A 17,652-nucleotide genomic window follows, 5' to 3' on the forward strand; every position below is an offset into this window, starting at 1 on the left:
CCTAACGTCGGCAGGGGAGTCGAAGAAGGGATTCCGAAGAACTCGATCCGATCCCGAGCGGCGTTTATGCGCGAGATGAGTCGTACTTAAGGAATGCGCGGTCGTGTGCGTGCCGGGCACGCCGGCGGGGTGCCGGCCGTCCTCGGTGTCATGCGTTTCGCCGTTCGCGATGCGCGGCCGTTCGCGAGGCACGCCCGATCCGCCCGATCACGGACATTGTCGACGGATGCGTCGGGATTTCACGGACGGCGATGTTTTTCTTTTCGGCTTCCGTGGCGGGGGTGCCGGCGGCTCGCCGTACCGGCGTCCCGGGTAGCGGAATTCCCGCGTGCGTCGTGAGTCCTGCGACGCGCCACGAGAGTGCGGTGGGCGTGCCCGGGGCCGGGCGGCGGCTCGGCCGGGTCAGGTCGGTGCCTGGAGCTTCACCCCCACACCGCGCACCGTGTGCACGTAGCGTGGTTGCCGGGCCGTTTCGCCGAGCTTGCGCCGCAGCCAGGAAAGATGCACGTCGATGGTCTGGTCGTCGCCCTGGGCGTGACCCCATACCTGCGCGAGGATGTCACGGCGGGTCACCACCGTCCCGGCCTGGGACGCGAGGCACGCCAACAGGTCGAATTCGCGCCGGGTCAGGTCCACCGTCCTGCCGTCGAACTCCACGTCACGGCGCAGGACATCGACGCGCAACGCACCGCAGACGAATACGCCGCCGGTGTCGCGGTGTTTGTCGTAGCGTCTCATCACCGCCGACATCCGGGCCCGGAGGTGTTCTCCCGAGAACGGTTTCGTCACATAGTCGTCGGCGCCGGCGTCGAGCAATCGGATGATTTCCGCCTCGTCGTCACGACCGGTCGCGACGATGACAGGGACGTCGGATATGCCGCGCAACATCTTGAGTGCCTCACCACCGTCGAGATCCGGCAATCCCAGGTCGAGAATCACCACGTCGAAGGGTTTCCGGGCGATTTCACGCAGGGCATCCAGGGCGGTTCCCACGCTGCGAACTCCGTGAGCTTCCTGCGTGATGAATCGAATCAGAGCGGAACGTACAAAATGATCGTCTTCGACCAAGAGCACCTGAGCCATGAGACGAGACCATAGTGCCTCGGCGTCCCGGTGGAGATCGGGAATAGAAACCTTGGGGAAATCAAGGTCGGAAAGGCGGAGGAATGAAATCGAAATACGCGGCCGGCTGCTGCCGCGGGCCCGGAGTGGTCGCCGGAGCGACCTGCGAGCTCGGGCGGTCCGGGGCAGCCGGCGCGCTCGGTGCGGGAACGCCCGTGAGGGCGACGATCAACACGCTCGTGGTCGTCAACGAGAGGCCGGTGGCCGTGCGACGAAGGGTCATGGCGGTTCCTCGAACGAAGGAGCGAAGGGGATGTGTCGGCGCGTGCCGGCCTCGGCCACGTGGCGGGGGAGTACCCGGCCGCGCGGGAGTTGCTCGGCCGCATGGTGGTACGCGGTGCCGTGATCGCTACGCGTCGAAGACTTCGGCGTGAACCTGCCCGCGTGGCACACCGGCGCGGCGCAGGATTCGCAGGGTCGCACGCGCCATGTCCGGCGAGCCGCACAGGTACACGTCGTGCTCGCCGATGTCGGGTACGAGTCGACGCAGTCCCGCGGACGTGAAGGGGTTGTCGGGCCCGCGTGAGGAGCCCAGCAGATAGTGGACCCGGCACGAGCGGCGCCACGCGATCTCTTCCAGCTCCTCCCGGAGCGCGAGTTGCGCCGAGTCGCTCGCTCGGTAGAGCAAGGTGATGTCGCCCGGTTCGCCGGGCAGCGTTTCGAACAGGGCGCGCATCGGGGTGATTCCGATGCCTCCCGCGATCAGCAGCACTTTGCGCCGGGTGCGGCGTCGGGCGGTCATCGCACCGAAGGGTCCCGTGGCGAGCACCCGCGTGCCCGGACGCAGGCGTTTGACGCGTCGGGTGTGAGCCCCGACGACCTTGACCGTGATGCGCAGGGTGTCGTCGCGCACGGGCGCCGAGACCGAGAAGGGCAGCGACGTCCACCACAGTCGACGGGTCAGGAATCGCCAACGAAAGAACTGACCCGAGGCCGCGTCCAGGGACGCGAGCCCGCGACCGGTCATGAGCACCGAAACGACGTCGGGGGTCTCGTCGTAGACCCGCACGACGCGAATGTCGTGTCGGCGCAGCGCACAAAGCGGGACGACGACCCGGTACCACAGCAGCAGTACCGCGACCTGGACATGGAGGAAGGTCCACAACCACGCGAGGACCGGGGCTCCGGCCAGGTCGGGGCCCGCGGGCTGATGGAAGAAGGCGATCGCCGTCCCGACGTAGGTGAGCAGATGGACCCGAAGCCAGGTCTCGTGGCTCACGCGAGTGCGCACCGCGCGTGCGGAGAACACCGCGACCGCGACCAGGAGCGCGCAGCCGAACGTGGCGGCGGCCAGCGCGGGGTAGCCGAGGACGTCGAGCAGCCCGTCGACGGGCCCCATGTGGTTGTACGCGCTGTGCGCCCACCAGGCGAGTCCGGCGTGGGCGAGCGTCAACAGGATGACCGTGCGCCCGCCGCGCGCGTGCCAACGCGCCAGTGTGTCCGCGCCGATGCCGTGTTCGACCGCCGGTACGCGCGTCATCAAGAGCAGCATCGCCAACATGCCCAGACCCGCGAGCAGCCCGGTCAGGTGCGCCGCCGTCGCCAGGAGGGCGGCGAGGCGCGTGCTGGGTCGGATCTGTGAGGTCCAAACGCCGAAGGTCGTCCCACCGACGAACAACAGGGCGAACAGCAGGACGTGGGGGGATATTCGCGGTGGGGCCACGGTGCGGTGCGCTCCCACTCCCGTCCGGTGCCCCTCGCCCACGGGCATGGGGTGGTCTTCGGCGCGGACCGGCGTTCGTGGATGTGCCGGAGACGTCGCCGACTTCGGGGACCAGGCGGAGGGACGGGGGTACCGTGCGGTGGTGTGCGGCATAGGCGGGAAATTAGCTGCGAACCGAAGGCTTGTCAGGACGAAAAGCCCGACCGTGACGGCAATTAAGGTCAACTTATGATTTCCTTGACGTCGGTTTGAGAGACCCGTTCCGGTGTGCTGCCGAAGACAATGTCCGGGTCGGTGAGGGAGCACTTGCCCCGCGCGAACGTCCGGCCGTTTCGTCGTCGACGTACGGGCGAGTCGGGGGTCGTGCGGACGGTGTCCGTCGAGAGGCGGATCCATCGCGGGCCTGCCTTCGAACCGGGGCTCCGCAGGTTGCCTCGACGCTCCGAACACGCAACGGGGAAAGGGTATTCAGCCTCCTTGGCCGCCGGTGCGCGGATCTGTACGACCGCGTCGGACGGATCCCGGTCAGGGACGTTCGCCACCCGTTCGCCATGCGTTCGCGCCCGTTCCCGCGCTCGCGTCGACGGCCGTCGGGAAGCGGCCCAGGTTCGTTCGCATACTTCGGGAAGAATGCACGATGCCCTCATCAGGGCAGGGCAGTTGAATATTCTCGGAATTGCTCGATCCATGTTCTCGCCCTCGGTTCGACCGAACACTCGGCCGCGTGTGTTTCCTCCCGTGATCGGACCGCCGGGAGCGAGGCAAAATGCAGGGGAGGTGCACCGCATCGCACCGAAATGAATTCCCCGGAAGCGGATTCGACGGGCCGCCGGAATCGTCGGCGACCGGACGAATCACGGTCGATGGACCGCTACCCGAGGAGCAGCGTCCAGTGAGGGACACCCATGTCGTCGACGTGGACCCCCGCCCCGGTGCGCGTCCAGCGCGGGTCCAAGATGTTCGCCCGGTGTTGTGGGCTGCCCATCCACAGTCCGACGACGGCCTCGGGGGAGGTCTGGCCGAAGGCGAGGTTCGCGCCGCCGATCCCGGCTGTCCGCGAACGGCCGCCGTGAGCCCACAGTCCGGGATTCCATCGGCCCCATGGACCGGTGCGAGTGTCGTCCGCGTGCCTCGGCGTGGCCGCGTCCCGGCTCATCGCGCCGGCGACGCGCACCAGTTCGGCGTCCGTCGCGAGCGGGCGGAGCCCGGCGGCCACACGTTGCCCGTTGACCATGCGCAGGACGGTGCTCGCGAAGGACGACCCGACGGGTGGTGGTGCCGGGGCTGCCTTGGCCGGTGGTTCGGCCGGCGCTTTGTCCGGGGGCGGGGCCGCGGTGGGTTGCGTGGCGGCCTTGATCGGCTCGGAACGGGCGATCGGCCGGGTGGCAGGCGGAGTCGGCCGAGGGGCCGCAGACACGTCGGAGGTCGCCGACGAAGCGGGTGGCCCGGGCGGGATGACCGATACCGAGGCGGCCGGGGATTCGTCCCCGGGCGGTGCCGCTTCGACGACGTCGTGGCGCGGGGCGGTCGCCTGGTCGACGACGGTGACACTGACACCCAGGGCCAACACGCTCGCGCCCACGACGTAGGCCATGCCCCGCTGCGCGCCCAGCGGTGCGGCCCCGGCCTGTGGCCACGTCGGGCGCCGGTGGCTCCCGGTTCTGCCGCGACGGCGATGCTGTCCCACGTTCGGTCCTTCCTGAAGGTTCGGGTGCCAGGCGGATACCGGCGTTGTCGATGCGCACCCGGCTCACGTCCGGTTGGCGCCGACGGGTCCTCGGCCGTCTGCGGGCGCGGTGGCCGTGGCCGTAGCGACTTCCAGGGCGCGGACGAGGATGTGCGGCGCCGCAGGGAGTTGTCGTTGCCGGCGGCGTGGTGGCTCGGAATCGACGACGGTGCCCGGCACGGTGATCGGGGGCGGGCCGAAGGAGTGGCTTCGGTGCGCGGTGGCGTGGGCGTCGAAGAGGTCGTCGTCGCGGTTGTCGGCGTGCCGGCCCCGGCGGGAGGGCTGTGCGGCGGGCCGGGCACGGGTGGCCGCGGTTGTCGCGGCGTGTGCCGCGGGCGGCTGCCGGCGCGCGAGTTCGGTCGTCGGTTGTGGTGAGCCGTCGGCCGGTTGCAGCAGCCGGTCGGCCAGGTGTGCGGCCCGGCCGCAGTCTTCGGCGAGTTGCCGCAGGACGTGATTGGCCTCGGGCCACAGCACGCCCGCCGGGTCCTCGACGATATGGGTCAGGATCTGCGCCATCCGGTCGAGTGAGGCGCGCAGTTCATGGTCGAGGACAGCGGCCGCATGCACGGCGGACCGGTCGGTGAAGGCCACGACCGCGCCGACGATGTGGCCCTCGTCGGTCATCGGGACGGTGTTGAGTCGGACCGGGTACCACGTGTCGTCTCGGCCCCACAGCACGGCGCCCATGTCGCGGTGGCTGCGTCCCGACCGCAGGGTGTCGGTCAGCGGCGACTCCTCCGGGGGGAGGGGGCTGCCGTCCGCGGTGGAGTGCAGTGCCAGGGCCAGGAGTTCGCGGCCGCGGAGTTCGCTTGCGGGGCGTCCCAGCAGGCGTGTGGCAGCCGGGTTGGCGAGCACGATCCGGCCGCGGGTGTCCACTCCGACGATGCCTTCGGCGGTGGCCCGCAGGATCAGCTCGGTCTGCCGGTTCAGGCGCCGGCAGGCGCGCTCCGCGGAGAGCCGCGACGTCAGGTCGGTGACGGTGACCATCAGGAAGCCGCGGTCCTCGTGGTCGAGACCGTGCGCGGCGGGCCCGGCCGGCGGGGACATCGGCGACGCCGGTTCGTCGTCGAGGTCGGCTCGGCGCACGATGCGGATCGCGACTTCGGCGGTGAACTCGAAGCCGTCGGTGCACCGTACGGTCATCCGCGTCGGCTCGTCGTCCCGGTCGTCGCCGCAGGCGACGCCGCCCGGAGTACGGCCGAGGTCGAACTGCGGAAGTATGTCCAGGATCCCGCGGCCGAGCAGGTGGGTCGTCGGTGCCTGCAGACCGTCGACGGCGGCCGCGTTGGCGCCGACGACGGTTCCGTTGCAGTCCACGAGCAGGACCGGTTGGGGGAAGGCGTCGGTGATGCGCGGCAAGCGTGCGGTGCGCCGGGCGGGTGCGCCGCAGGCGCCGGGCGGGACGGGGTGGGTCGTGGCCGGCGGTGTCCGGGCGGGGGTGTGCGGCTCCACGGGTGCAAGGTCTGCGTAGTTCACTGTGTCGCCAATCTCGGAGTCGGAGGCGAGGTCGGTGCCGCGACGTGGGCTTGCGAGCGGACCGGGGCGGAGCGGCCGAGACCGCCCCGCCCCGGTGCCCGTCAGCGTCGCCGTGCCGTCACGTCCGGCGGCGGCGCCGGGCCGCTGCGAAGACGCCCGCGCCGCCCACGAGCGCGACTGCGGCCGTCGCGGACACGGCGAGGATGGTTGTGTGTGAACCGCCGGTCTCGGCCAGCGACTTGCCGTGGCCGGGCGTGTTCGGGCCGGCCGACTCCGACGGCGTGGCGCCCGGGGCCTCCGTGGACGGGGTCGGCCGGCCGGGCAGGCCGGGTTGCTCGGGCGTACTTGGTCGGGAAGGCTGCGGGACGGACGCGGACGGCGGGAGAGGCGCGGGAGACGTGGGAGACGGGGGGACTTCGGGCTTGCAGGCGAAGGTCGGCGCGCCGCTCCACGGATAATTGTGGCTTTCGTTGCCGGTCCCGTGCATTCTTACGTTCCCACCGACGTACAGGCGGCCGTTGGTACTCGCCGTCAGATCCGCCGATGCCCTGGGGGCGAGGATCGACCCGATGAAGTTTCCGCCGCCGCCCAGGGTCAGGGATTCGGCTTCGCGGAAGTTGTACAGAATGCGTGAAGCGGCCGAGCCGTATGTGGGTGACGAATAGATATCGACGCGTTCTCCGTTGAATCCGACGGACATCGGCGAAATGGATACGCCCTGTGTGCCGGTCGTGTTCACCAGGACCGAAGAGTTGTCCGGGATCGCCTCGAATACGAACGTCGAAGCGCCGTTCATATCCGCCGCCGATATTTCGAACACCTGGATGTTGCCGATGCTCGCCGCAGTGCTCTTGAACGTCACCGTCGCGCCCGAACGGGTAGCCGTGCCGGTCTGCTTCAGGGCGCCGAGCGACGCGGACTCGTCCCGCAGGGTCCGGTCGAAGCCGCCGTACGGCTCGATCGCCCGGGCGGACCCCATCCGCGACGAGCTTGCCCCGCCGTTGGTCTGCAACGTGCCGACCGCGTTCAACGAGCCGCCGATCTGCACCGAACCACCGTATTTGGGGCCTGCGATGAGCCCGGAGCCGACGTCGACCGTCGTACCCTTGGCGATCGAGAGGTCACCGCCGACGGCCAGCATGACGTTGCCGGAGGACGGCAGGATGCCCGAACCGGCGCCCACGCGGCCCACGTTGAAGACACCGCCGGAACTCTTCGCGAACGTGGCCCGACCCTTGACCACCAACAGGCCCTCGGCCTCCGCGGCCGCACCGTCGGCCGTGTAGTCGCCGCCCGCGAAAAGCGCCACATTGTTGTCCGTGAAGCGCGGCGAATTCCCGATGGCCGGCATTTCTCCGGAGGTGGGACAGGACGCCGATCGGCCGCCCGCCTTTTCCGCGTAACCGGGTCCCGCGCCGATCAGACCGAGAGCGGCCGCTGCGGCGATGGCTGCGGTGATGCCGGCCATGTTCTTTCCATTGATTCTCACGACGCGAAAGATTAGCAGCCCGTGCCACAAATAGACTCGCCCGCACGATGGTTCATGATTAATATTGGCCTAGTGTCGGCTTAAAAGAATCTCAAGGACATCGCGGGCGAGTGCGGGAATCTTCCCGCAGTGCGCGGCGTCGATACGTGCGTCGGAGATGCCCCCGGCGACGAGCACCGACACGTCCCGGGGTAGATGGATTTCGCTGGGGGCGCATTGTGGCGCGCATACCGTACGTACTGGGTGCGCATGGCGTACGCACCGGGCACGTGCGTCGTACGCACTGGGAACGCATGCCGTACGCACCGGGCGGGCACGGCGTACGTACTGAGCGCGCACGTCGTACGCGAAGTGGTCGGCCGGCCAGGTGCGGCACACGCCGGGGACGGGCGTCGCGGTCGCCGCCGTGGAGGAGCGAGGGGCGGCGCGAGGCCGGGTCGACCAGGCGGCGGGAAGAAGAGGACGCGCTACGCGGCACGCGGCACAACGCCTGTCGATTCCGAACCAGGCCGAGCCCGCACCGACTTCGGGTAGGCGGTGCGGACGGCACCGGCCCTGTCGGGGAGCGCGGCGATCCGCTCGAAGACACCCACGGCCGAGACTTGCCTCTGCGCACATCCCGTGCCTCGGCCCGAAAGCACTTCCGGCGCAACGAACCCCGGACTGAGAGTCACACTCACCGGTCACACTCAGCGAGGGGCACCCTCACCGCGTGGCACACTCGGCGCGGAGCCGTACCACCCACCTATTCCTATTCCTCGTGGGTGGAGATCTCGGGCGGGTGGTCGTTCCAGGTGACGAAGATCGAGGATGTGTGTCCGTCCTGGGTGAAGTCCACCCGGATCCACTCGGCGCTGTTCCACACCTTCGCGGCCCAGTTCGGGGCAGGGGTCGCGGAGATCAGCGTCGCCGACGTGGCGCCGATTTCGAAGGACGCCCGCCCGCCGAGGACTTGGTAGGTCCGAGCCGTCGTGTTCGCGCCGGCGGGGCTCTTCGTCGGTGTCGGGGACTTCGACGGCGGACGGGTGGACGCGGGTGGTGGGGCCGCCACCACCTTCTTGCCGGTGGGGGTCGGCGCTGCGGACTCCGATGACTGGGGCCGGACCTGTGCGGACGGGCTGTGTTGCGGCGCGGCCGGGAACGGCGGCTGTTCGAAGACGGTATCGCGCAGCACCGTGCGCACCCCCCACCAGGCGATCGCGGTCACGATCGCGGTCGTCGTCACCCAGAGCACGAGGGAGGCGGCTGCTCGACGGGCGCGCCGCACCGTCGCTTCGCGGTTGGCTCCGGACGTCGGGGTGCGCGGTCGCGGGGGAGCGACGGCGCTTCGGGGCCGGGCGTGGGATCGGCGCTGCGGGGCCGGGGGCGCGGATCGGATGTTGACGGCGATTTGGTGGACCTCGCACTTTCGCCCGGCCGAGTGGGCGGCACGGTGTTTCCCGGCATGGGGAACCTGCGTCGGCCCGCCACGGTAGCGGCCGGCCCGAAGGTACGTCCTTAAGACGTATTGAGCCGCCCCTTAACGTCCGCTCAAAGATCACGGCGGCCACCCGAGGAGCGCCAACGACGCGGCGGTTCGGGTGGGTGTGCTGTTGGGTGTCGAGCGCGTGAGGGCGGCCCGAGGAAGACACCCGCGCCTCGGTCTCGCCTGGCGGACCGGCGCATCCCCCGCTTCAGATGCGGATCACGATCTTTCCGCGTGTGCGTCCGCGCGCGGGGCGCTGTTCGCCGGGATCGGGCGGGAGGCGTGGGTGAACCTGGCGGCCCGCCGCACCCCGAAGCGGCGGCCGGCGCCGGGGTGTCGGTCATGTGGACGATCATGACCGGGGGCATCGATACGCGCCGACGCGGGAGCGTGTTCCTCGGCTCTCGGACACGGACTCCGGGTTTGGGTCGACCCGGTCGGCCCGCCCGTCGTCCGCGCGGGAACATCACCACGACCGGAGGCTTGCGACCGGATATGACCGACATGGAAGAGTTCAGGAGTCTGTTCACCGAGTTTGCGGCCAGGCCGTGTCCGAGTCGCTCGCAGCCGGCCACGCAGGCACCGTCCGCCGTGCGAGGTTTCGCGTCCGAGGGCAGAGACCGGGGGCCGGTGCGCCGCCGGTTCGTTCGTGCTCGTGGTGTCCGTGCCGTGCGGCAGCATGACGCCTGGTTGCCTGGGTCGAGGACGCGGGGTCGGTGACGTTCGGGGGAGTGTTGATGCGGACGGTGTTCGAGGGGTCGGTGCGGGTGGCGTACTCGCAGATGTACGTCGACAGCCGCGTCGACGGGGCGGTGATCGAGGGGGAGCACTGGGCGGGTCAGGCGAACGGCTTGTGCGGCGCCGCGGTGGAGGGGTTCCTGTTCCTGGTCACCGGTATGCACACCGGCCGTGTGGGGCTGACCATCGAGGTCCACGACAGCCCGCCCGCGGTGGACGGGCGGTGGGAGGACGTGGTCGAGGCCCCGTTCACCCCGCTGACCCGCGCCGTGCGGCTCGCGCAGTGGGCGGATGCGGACGCGTGCGGGTTCGAACTCGACACGGTCGACCATCGGGTGCGGTACTGCGCGGTGGGGATGGACGAGGCGGGCGCCCACGGTGTGGTGTCCGCCGGCGAGCAGCCGGTGGACCGCTACCTGCTGCAGTTCTGGCCCGCGCCCGTGGAACCCGACCGCGTGGTGCGGCAGAGGAGCGACAAGGCGGCGTACTGGCACAGGTTCGCCCGGGAACAGCCGCCGCCGACGTCCCGGGAGCGGGCCGCGGCCGAACGCACCGCCCGCGAGGCGCGGGTCCGCGCACGCGCCGAGCGTGTCCGGCAGCACGAACTGCGCGCGTGGGCGGGCCGATTGCCGACCGAGCGGCTGCGGCGGGTGGGCGGGAACGTGCACGGGATGCGGATGCTGGACGTGCACCTGGTCCACGCGATTGCGCGCGTGGACGACGCGGCGCAACGCGAGATCGCCCGCTGGGCCGCGCACCGCGCCTATGCTGCGGCGGGACTGGCCGAGGTCGACTGGATCGCCCCCGCGTTGGCCGCGCTCGACGCGGGCGCGCCGCTGCCCCCGCCGTTCGACGACCCGGGCGAAGCGTGGCGGCGCCTGGTCGAGGACCCGAATGTTCCACGCACCACGATCACCCTTCCGGACGACACCACCCACAACGCGCTCCGACAGGCTTTCGCACTGCCGGCGCTGTTCGGCGCCGCCGAGCCGGACTCCCTGCGGGCCGTCCTCGACGCCCTGTACGCCGCCACGGTGTCCCACGGCACCGGCCACCGCGCCTTCCTGGACGAGGTCCGCGACACCTGGCCCGGACTCGGCGTCGTACCACCCGCACCACCGGAGTCGCCCCCGCCGCCCTTCCCGTTCCGCCCGCCCTCCGCAGACGCATCCGGCGACACCGTCTCGGGCCGGCGGACTCCGGCCACCCAAGCGCGACCCACCGCTTCGGCGCCCGACCCGAAGGCCCCGGCCGCCCCGCCCGGACACCGCCCACCGACCACACCTGCCGCCGCGGTCCCCAGCGCAGGGCGGCCGCTCGGCAAGGGCCTCGCGCCGCTGATCCCGGCTTCCGGCCCCCGTCCCCGTCCCGCCGGCGCTGTCACCTCGATGGACGGGGTTCGGTTCGTTCTCGTCGCAGGATCCTCGGACCGCCCTGCGGCTGCCGAGCCCGCTGCGGTACACGGCCTGGCGGGCGTCCCGAACAAGGGCGTCGACACCGATGGCGACGGCGGGGAGGAACCTCACGACGTCGGCTGAACAGAGGGGCGGATTCCCTGTCAGCTGTGCTCGTACCCGGCATGATCTCCCCTGCGGACACGCCGAGGGGCGGTCGCGACGGCTGGTACGCACGTCTGGCGACTGGACAGCCCGGAGTGGGCAACCTCCTGCTCGGATCCCCGTTATCGACCGGCCGTAGGCGAATGCTCGGAATCCGTGAGTGCGGGCAGCAGTCGAAGTGGTGGTTCGCGTGCGGCCGCAGTTGCCGGGCAACTGCCCCTGAAGCAGCGGAGTTCGGGTTCGGTCCCGCCGAAAACGTATGTCCCTGCGGTGTGGCGGCGATCCGACGCAACGACGGGTGAGTTCGAGCGAGGCACGTCGCAAGACCGTCGCGGCGCGTGCCTGATCAGGCGGTGTCCCAGTCCTCGGCCTCGACAACCCCCGGCGACCGTCGGACGCGACCGTCCGGGCGCGGGAGTGTTCGATCCGAGGAAGTCCGGGTCGCCATCGGGTCATCAGCCGTTCTGGAAGGGGAGTATCTCGCTGAGCCTGGTGTCGGCTCCGCAGCCGGTGCGCCACTTGATGAGGAGTGTGCTGCCGTTTCGGAGTTCGAGGCGCAGTTTGGTTTCGCCGGACCAGTGAACCTTCAGTCGGGAGCGCTGAATGGATTCCCAGGGAATTTCGTGGATCCGGGTGGCGCTCTGTCCGGCCAGGTATCGGGCCCATTCGTCGGGAGTGAAACGGTAGGCGCGGCCGACCCGGTAGTTGTCCCCGTCGCGAGCCTGGCGTTTGTTCGCCGAGTAGAACAGCGGGTGGTTGCGGCTGGCGAGGACGGTCCTGAAGCCGCGTTTGGAGGTGAAGGGGACGTCGACGTAGACGAGTCGGTCGGCGAACATCCACAGGCGGCCGCCTTGCGCAAGCACTGCCGCTGTCGTGCACGCGTCCGCCATGAGGACCGGTGTGAGGATGCCTTCCGGATCTCCCGTGGTCTCGACGTGAGGGTGTTGTGCTTCGGTTGCCATGGATTGTCCGCCCCTTTGTGGATCCGGCCCACGTGATGTGGACGCCGGATCCTCCCGCCGGTTGCGGACGAAGGCAAGAGGCGGACAGGGACCGTCGATTCCCCTCCGGCCCTCCGTGGCGTGTGCCCTCGACGCGAACCCCTCGTACCCCTCGAACCCGTCAAACCCCTTGAACCCCTTGAACCCCTTGAACCCCTGGAATCCGTCAAACCCCTCGAACCTGTCGGCCGCGCCGGGTCCTGAAGGACGTCATCCCACCGGATTGCTCGTCGCCTCGGTTGCCGCCGTCTCGTCTTGCGTGGCGGCTTCGGGGGTTGTGCCCCGCAGCAGCATTCCGATCGCGAGCGCCGCGCCGGTCAGCAGGATCGCGCCGACCACGGCAGTGATCCGCATCTCCCGGGTGAAGGCGTCGAACGCCACCTGTCGCAACGCCTCGCCGCTGCTCCCGGGCAGGGTCGCGGCGGTGTCGACGGCGGCGCCGAGTGTGTCCCGGGCCGCGTCGAGCTCCTGGGACGACAGACCGTCAGGGGCGTTGTCGGTCACCGTCGTTCGGTAGATCGCGGTGCCGATGCTGCCCAGTACCGCGATGCCGAGGGCGCCGCCGAATTCGGCGGCGGTCTCGGAGAGCGCCGACGCGGATCCGGCCCGCTCGGGTGGCGCGGAGGACAGGATCATGTCGGTGACCACCGCGACGACCCCGCCGATGCCGAGTGCCACGACGGTCAACGCGCCGATCAGATGACCGCTCCCGGAGTCGGTACGGATCAGCGCCAGCGCGACGTAGCCGGCGACGGACACCAGCAACCCCACGACCATCACGTTCGCGTTGCCGATCCGCGGCGCGAGCACGGTGGCCGCCGCGATGCCCGCGGGCATCACCAGGAAGGTCGGCAGCGACCACAGCGCCGCTTCCAACGGCCCCATGCCCAGCACGAGTTGCATGTATTGCGAGGTGAACAGGCTGTAGCCGACGAGGGCGAAAATCGCCAGGGTTTCGGTGGCCAACGACACGCTGAACCTGCGGGAGCGGAACAGCGCCAGGTCGATCATCGGGTTGTCGATCACCCGTTGCCGGTACAGGAATCCGCCGCCGACCAGGGCCCCGGCGGCGACGTAGGCCGCGGGGGCCCAGCCGAGACCGTGTTCCGCGGCCTGCTTGATGCCGTACACGATGCCGAGGACGGCGACGAGTGACAGGACGGCGCCGAGGACGTCGAACCGGCCCGGCTCGGGGTCGCGATACTCCGGCAGCAACAATGGGCCGAGGACGAGCAGGAGCAGCATCACCGGCACGTTGACGAGGAAGACCGAGCCCCACCAGAAGTGCTCGAGCAGCGCGCCGCCGATGACCGGGCCGAGCGCGGCACCACCCGCGAAACCGGCGGTCCACACGCCGACGGCCGTGGCCCGCTCCCGGTCGTCGTGGAACATGTTCCGGATCAGCGAGAGCGTGGACGGCGCGAGTGTCGCTCCGGCGACGCCCAGCAGCGCGCGGGCCGCGATCAGGGTGCCCGGACCGGTCGACAGGGCCGCCAGGACCGAGGCAACGCCGAAGCCGAGGGCGCCCGCGAGCAGCAACCGCCGGCGGCCGATCCGGTCACCCAGCGTACCCATGGTGATGAGCATTCCGGCCAGCAGGAAGCCGTAGGCGTCGGTGATCCAGAGCAGTTCGGAACTGCTCGGTTCGAGGTCGGTCGTCAGGAACGGGAGCGCAACGAAGAGCACGGACATGTCCATCGAGACCAGTACGCAGGAGAGCACCAGGACCGCGAGCCCGATCCACTCCTTCGTTCCGGCTTTGTTCCGGGTTTCCGTCATCTCCACCATTCCCTGAGGTGTGTGCACTGGTATCTGCACGTCGATGCGTACCGCGTACGTGTCGACCGCGTACAAGATACGCACGGCACAACGGCTCGCCAAGTTCTTTATTTGATGGGTAACTGGCGTCGTTCTCGCCTCGCACGCTAGAATTTCGACACATAACTTGATCCGTGACGAAAAGGAGGCACGCGATGGCGACGTGCGCCCGCTGCGGCAACGTGCTGGAGTCGGCCGAGCGGGGAAGGCCACGGCGCTACTGCTCCCGGGCGTGCCGGGCGAAGGCCTACCGGGCACGCGTGGCACAGGAGCCCGACGACACGGCGGCGAGCCCCGACGTCCACGCAACGCACCTCACCGTCGAGGCCATCGTGCGCACCGGCATCGCGATCGCGGACGCCGAGGGGCTCGACGCGCTCTCGATGCGTCGCGTAGCGTCCGATCTCGACGCGGGCACCATGTCCCTGTATCGCTACGTGCCGTCCAAGGACGAGTTGGTCGCCCTGATGGTGGAAGCGGCGATGACCGAGGCGCCGCCCCCCGACCCCGCCCCGCGAGGGTGGCGGGAGGGGCTCGAATCCGCGGCCCACCGCGACTGGCAGCTGTACCGCCGGCACCCTTGGATCCTGCGGAACGTCATGGTGAGCACCCGGCTGAGGACCAGCCCCGGCATCGCGGCGGACAGCGAACGCACGTTCACGTCCTTCGACGGTCTCGACCTCGAGCCGCGTGAGGCGTTCCGGTACGTCTTCATGATCGCCGCGTACACACAGGGCGTGGCGATGACCCTGGTCGACGAGATCGAGGCCGAACGGCGATCGGGGCTCACCGCGGCGCAGTGGCGCAAGGCCGCCACTCCCTCGTGGGATTCGCTGTTCGAGTCCGGTGCGTATCCGCGCCTGACCCGCGCGATGCGCGCCGTCGGCGACTCGTGGGACCTGGACGCCCTGTTCCGTTCCGGCCTCACCGGCGTCCTGGACGGCATCGCCGCGTCCCTGGCCCGGCGAGGTGAGCACGATTGACCCCTCGTCAGCCGGCCCGGCGCGCCTCGCCCGAACTCGCCCGCGCGGCGAGCCGCGCGCCGGGCCGCGGGAGCCGCGATCGGGCGGCTCGGTCCGCTCGATCCGCTCAGGCGGCTCAGGCGGCTCGGTCGACCCGGGCGGCTCGCCGGATCGAAGGCGGGCCGACTTCGTGCGGAAGATCTTGTCCGGGTGATGTCGAGATCCCGTCCCGGGGTTCGACCTCTGGTCTGCGGACCCCGTTCGGGGTATCTCGCGACACGGCGTCGACCGATCGGCGCGGACAGGAGCGATCATGGGACGGCCAGTGGTGCACTTCGAGATCATCGGGACCGATCCGGGCATGCTGCGCGACTACTACGGCGCGCTGTTCGACTGGGAGTTCACCGTCGGCGACGCGAGCACCGCCGCGATCTCCGAGCCGGGCAACTACGGGTTCGTGGATGGCGCGACGACCGTCGACGAGGATGGGAACACCGGTATCAACGGCGGAGTGGCCGGCGGTGCGGGCTTCGACCGGCGGGTGCTGTTCTACGTCGGCGTGCCCGACGTCGAGGCAGCGCTGCGCAAGGCCGAGAGCCTCGGCGGCAAGCGCACGATGGGTCCCGAGCCGGCGCCGGAAGACGTCGCGAGGAGAAGGTGGCCGCGCTCACTCCGGCCGACGAACTCCTCGCGCCGGCCGCCGATGCCGGGGAGCACGCGGGCGCGGACGACACCCTGACTCTGCTGCTCCTGTGCTGCCACGGCGCCTTGACGCCGTCCTCCCAGGTCGCACTCACCCTGCGCGCGGTCGGCGGCCTGAGTACGGCGGAGATCGCCCGCGCGTTCCTGGTCCCCGAGGCGACGATGGCGCAGCGGATCAGCCGCGCCAAGCAACGGGTCAAGGCCGACGGCTCCCGCTTTCGGCTGCCTCCCCCGGAGGAGGTGCCGGACCGGGTGCGCGCCGTCCTGCACGTGCTCTACCTCGTCTTCAACGAGGGGTACACCGCCACCTCCGGGCCCGACCTGTATCGCGCCGACCTCGCCCGGGAGGCGATCCGACTGACCCGGATGGTCCGCGCGCTGCGGCCCGCCGACGGCGAGGTGGCCGGTCTGCTCGCGCTCATGCTGCTCACCGATGCCCGGCGGCCCGCCCGGACCGGGCCCGGCGGAGCCCTGGTCCCGCTGGCCGAACAGGACCGCGGTCGGTGGCACCGCGAATCGCTCGACGAGGGCGTCGCGCTGATCACCGACACCTTGGCCCGCGCGCCGATCGGCGCGTATCAGGTGCAAGCTGCGATCGCGGCCGTGCATGCCGAGGCCGCGCGAGCCGAGGACACCGACTGGACGCAGATCGTCGGCCTGTACGACATCCTCCGGGACCTGGACCCCAATCCCATGGTCACCCTCAACCACGCCGTCGCGGTGGCCATGGCCCAGGGCCCGCAGGCCGGTCTCGCGCTGCTGGGGCCCCTCGACGCCGACGTCCGGATGTCCGGACATCACCGACTGCACGCCGTCCGAGCGCACCTCCTGGAGTTGGCCGGCGACCACGAGGCCGCCCATGTGCACTACCTGACCGCCGCCCGGCTGACCACGAGTCTGCCCGAACAGCACTACCTCCAGGAACGCGCGGCACGCCTCCAGGGCCGACCACGGTGACATCGCCGAGCGCCGGTGGCGACGACGCCCCGCGCCCGGGCCGTCAGGAGGTTCGGGCTGCGCGACCACCCGACAGAAGCCGGACCGCCGGCGTGTGGCCGCGCCTCAGGGCGGTGTAGTCGTGCGCCATCCGCCGTCCGGGTGCGCGCGGGCCCGGCGGGCACCACCCATGCGCGGGGAACATCCCGGATTCGCGAAGTCAACCTGCGGAGTACGCCGAATCGTCGTCGGATGGATGTCGGATCGCGCATCGCGGTGAGATGCCGTGGTGTTGTGTCACGGAGGTTCGCCGATGATTTTTCGGCGGCTCTGCGGTCTACCCATCGACGACCAAGGGAGCACATCATGCGCAAGATCATCGTTTGCACGTTCCTGACGCTCGACGGCGTCATGCAGGCGCCGGGCGGTCCGGACGAGGACGCGGAGAGCGGCTTCGAGCACGGCGGCTGGCAGAAAGCGGTGTCCGACGACGAGGTCGGCGCGGGCATCGCCGGTTGGTACCAGGATTCCGACGCGATGCTGCTCGGCCGCAAGACGTACGAGATTTTCGCGTCGTACTGGCCGACCGCCGATCCCGACAACCCGTTCACCGAGCGGATGAACAGCATGCACAAGTACGTGGCGTCCCGGACCCTGACGTCCGTCGAGTGGCGGAACTCCACGCTGCTGGAGGGCGACGTGGTCGATGCCGTGCGCGCGTTGAAGGGATCCGAGGGTGGCGACGTCAACGTCGTCGGCAGCGGCGACCTCGCCCAGACCCTGATGCGGCACGACCTCGTCGACGAGTACCGGCTGACCATCCACCCGGTGATCATCGGCACCGGCAAGCGGTTGTTCGCCGACGGAGCGATCCCCACCGCGCTGGAGCCGGTCAGCGTCTCGACCACGAAGGGCGGCACGGTCCTCGGCATCTACCGGCCGAACGGCAAGCCCACCTACGACAGCTACTAGTGCCGCGACCCGCTGACGACCAT

Annotated in this window: 11 protein-coding genes and 1 pseudogene; 4 read left to right on the plus strand and 8 right to left on the minus strand. The window is 70.2% G+C overall.

Annotated elements, in window-relative coordinates:
* Nucleotides 1-402: 402 nt before the first annotated feature.
* The 6 genes from ACIBM5_RS42430 to ACIBM5_RS42455 all read right to left on the minus strand — a co-directional run bounded on the left by ACIBM5_RS42430 (nucleotide 403) and on the right by ACIBM5_RS42455 (nucleotide 8,701).
* Nucleotides 403-1,083, minus strand: coding sequence for a response regulator transcription factor (locus ACIBM5_RS42430; protein ID WP_396012024.1), 681 nt, complete (start codon nucleotides 1,081-1,083; stop codon nucleotides 403-405).
* 388 nt (nucleotides 1,084-1,471) lie between these two features.
* Nucleotides 1,472-2,833, minus strand: a complete 1,362-nt coding sequence (locus ACIBM5_RS42435) for a ferric reductase-like transmembrane domain-containing protein (RefSeq protein ID WP_396012025.1) — start codon at nucleotides 2,831-2,833, stop codon at nucleotides 1,472-1,474.
* A gap of 823 nt (nucleotides 2,834-3,656) precedes the next feature.
* Nucleotides 3,657-4,379: a CAP domain-containing protein gene (locus ACIBM5_RS42440; RefSeq protein WP_396012026.1), complete on the minus strand. Its 723-nt coding sequence runs from the start codon at nucleotides 4,377-4,379 to the stop codon at nucleotides 3,657-3,659.
* Nucleotides 4,380-4,535: 156 nt separating this feature from the next.
* Nucleotides 4,536-5,963 carry a PAS domain-containing protein gene (locus ACIBM5_RS42445; RefSeq protein WP_396012027.1) on the minus strand — a complete coding sequence of 476 codons (1,428 nt, stop codon included), beginning with the start codon at nucleotides 5,961-5,963 and terminating at the stop codon, nucleotides 4,536-4,538.
* Nucleotides 5,964-6,105: 142 nt separating this feature from the next.
* Nucleotides 6,106-7,476 (minus strand): choice-of-anchor A family protein, encoded by a 1,371-nt coding sequence (locus ACIBM5_RS42450; protein ID WP_396012028.1) that lies wholly within the window; start codon nucleotides 7,474-7,476, stop codon nucleotides 6,106-6,108.
* A 751-nt stretch (nucleotides 7,477-8,227) separates the two neighbouring features.
* A complete protein-coding gene (locus ACIBM5_RS42455) occupies nucleotides 8,228-8,701 on the minus strand; it encodes a hypothetical protein (protein WP_396012029.1) in 474 nt (157 codons plus the stop codon).
* A gap of 977 nt (nucleotides 8,702-9,678) precedes the next feature.
* On the opposite strand from ACIBM5_RS42455, the gene ACIBM5_RS42460 reads away from it, so the two are divergent.
* A complete protein-coding gene (locus ACIBM5_RS42460) occupies nucleotides 9,679-11,217 on the plus strand; it encodes a hypothetical protein (RefSeq protein WP_396012030.1) in 1,539 nt (512 codons plus the stop codon).
* A gap of 476 nt (nucleotides 11,218-11,693) precedes the next feature.
* On the opposite strand, the gene ACIBM5_RS42465 is transcribed toward ACIBM5_RS42460, so the two are convergent.
* Both ACIBM5_RS42465 and ACIBM5_RS42470 read right to left on the minus strand, forming a co-directional pair.
* Nucleotides 11,694-12,200, minus strand: a complete 507-nt coding sequence (locus ACIBM5_RS42465) for a hypothetical protein (RefSeq protein WP_396012031.1) — start codon at nucleotides 12,198-12,200, stop codon at nucleotides 11,694-11,696.
* Nucleotides 12,201-12,449: 249 nt separating this feature from the next.
* Nucleotides 12,450-14,027 carry an MFS transporter gene (locus ACIBM5_RS42470; protein WP_396012083.1) on the minus strand — a complete coding sequence of 526 codons (1,578 nt, stop codon included), beginning with the start codon at nucleotides 14,025-14,027 and terminating at the stop codon, nucleotides 12,450-12,452.
* Nucleotides 14,028-14,212: 185 nt separating this feature from the next.
* On the opposite strand from ACIBM5_RS42470, the gene ACIBM5_RS42475 reads away from it, so the two are divergent.
* From ACIBM5_RS42475 to ACIBM5_RS42485, 3 genes and pseudogenes are all read left to right on the plus strand, one after another.
* Nucleotides 14,213-15,040 (plus strand): TetR/AcrR family transcriptional regulator, encoded by an 828-nt coding sequence (locus ACIBM5_RS42475; RefSeq protein WP_396012032.1) that lies wholly within the window; start codon nucleotides 14,213-14,215, stop codon nucleotides 15,038-15,040.
* A gap of 513 nt (nucleotides 15,041-15,553) precedes the next feature.
* A pseudogene (locus ACIBM5_RS42480) lies at nucleotides 15,554-16,678 on the plus strand (RNA polymerase sigma factor); the annotation flags it as partial.
* 345 nt (nucleotides 16,679-17,023) lie between these two features.
* The gene (locus ACIBM5_RS42485) at nucleotides 17,024-17,629 is read left to right on the plus strand and encodes a dihydrofolate reductase family protein (RefSeq protein ID WP_396012033.1); all 606 of its coding nucleotides are present in this window, start codon (nucleotides 17,024-17,026) and stop codon (nucleotides 17,627-17,629) included.
* Nucleotides 17,630-17,652 lie beyond the last annotated feature (23 nt).

The organism is Embleya sp. NPDC050493 (genome assembly GCF_044458105.1).
Classification (GTDB): Bacteria; Actinomycetota; Actinomycetes; order Streptomycetales; family Streptomycetaceae; genus Embleya.